Here is a 1,481-nt window from a genome sequence, read left to right as displayed (position 1 = left end):
GTTCCTGCATGACAGCCTCGGCATGGCTTGGGTCGCCGGAACGCAAGGCGTCGATCAGCGTCTGATGTTCTTCCCGCGCGGACAGCGGTTTGTTAACGCAGTCGAACCAGATCCGCATGTAGGGCTCGATCACCACATGCAGGGAGGTGATCTGACGGATGAGTTTCGGGCGCTCACTGAGGTTGAAGATCACCGCATGGAACTCCTGATGGTGCGAGACCCAATCGCTACCGCCAGACTGTCCGGCACGCTCCATGCGGTCGAGCAGCCGGTCCAGTTCTTCGAAGATTTCGGTCGTCATCTTCGGTGTAGCAAGCCGAACCGCCAGTCCCTCCAGAACGGAGCGGATTTCGAAAGTCTCGTGGATTTCATCCAGCGTGAGACCTGCAACCACGCACCCGCGATTGGGGCGCAATGTCACCAGTCCATCGGCTGCGAGTCGGCGAAACGCCTCGCGAACCGGCATGCGGCTCATGCCGATTTCGGATGCGATCTCTTCTGGAATCAAGCGGTCGCCGGGCTTGTAACGGCCGATGCGCAAGGCCTGCTGCAGATGGAGATAAGCCTCCTGCTCCGCCGTTGAAGCGGGATGTACGCTAGTGGCAAAAGAACCTGACATTTTCACCTACTGGATTTTTGTATCCAATTATCCAATCATCACATTCAAATGGCGTCAAGTGCTTTCTTGCCCAAGAGTTCTCGGCTGCGATGCGGACCGATTGCCGCCCGGTCCTGGATGCTCATGATCCGATGATCCCAGTCGAAGCAGTATTCCCTGCAGGTCTCAAGAACTTCGAAGGAGCCGCTAATATACAGCGTCATTGACGTCTGCTTCGGAACCTGTGCCGCTTCGCCGAACGCCCGCCCAATAAGTGGGATCTCTGGTGAGGAGTTGCACAGAGGCTGCAGCCCTAGTTCACCTCCCGTCGACAAATACAGCAAATGGTCGGTCATTAGATCAAAAGAGGCGTTCACAATGGAAAGCCCATCTTGTGCACTAGGTTTATCCATTGCTTCCGCCAACCGCCCTTTTTATCGACTTCATCCAGAGCATGCATAGTCAGCTTTGCCCCGATCCATCGAAACGGCTCTGGCGGAATCCTTCCCGGCAGCGTACGAGCGAAATCAAGGTTGAGGTCGTCGCTCTGCTTGCCGTCGAGGATATCCAGACCCACCCGCGCGCCAAACCGCGTCGTGGTCACTCCAAAACCAGAATAGCCGCCCGCATAGACGCCTTTCCCGCCGTAGTAGCGTTGGAAGTGCACGGCTAGCCGCATTGTCAGGTCAATAGGGCCTGACCATGCGTGTGTGAACTTGACGTCTTGCAACTGGGGGAAAGTTTGAGCGAAATAGCCTGCCAGGACTTCGTAAGTACTAATTTTATGGTCCTGCTCGGGGTCTGTATTGTCGTTGAAGTAATAGCCGACACGACCACCAAAGATGATGCGGTTATCCTTCGTAAGCCGCGTGTAGTTCAACTG

General features: G+C 55.7%; 3 protein-coding genes. All 3 read right to left on the bottom strand.

All coding sequences use genetic code 11. From position 1 onward, the window contains the following. On the bottom strand, nt 1-619 hold a 619-nt coding region (locus tag AC1D17_RS28925), incomplete at its 3' end, for a GntR family transcriptional regulator (protein WP_477568629.1). 44 nt (nt 620-663) lie between these two features. Next, nucleotides 664-822, bottom strand: a complete 159-nt coding sequence (locus AC1D17_RS28920; RefSeq protein ID WP_162713031.1) for a hypothetical protein — start codon at nt 820-822, stop codon at nt 664-666. 149 nt (nt 823-971) lie between these two features. Continuing rightward, a partial coding sequence (locus AC1D17_RS28915) for an NAD(P)/FAD-dependent oxidoreductase (RefSeq protein ID WP_477568628.1) occupies nt 972-1,481 on the bottom strand: 510 nt, incomplete at its 5' end.

Source organism: Pararhizobium sp. P1_E7 (assembly GCF_056405855.1).
The sequence above is the reverse complement of the archived record's forward strand: the minus strand, read 5'-3'. Positions and strand labels throughout refer to the sequence as shown.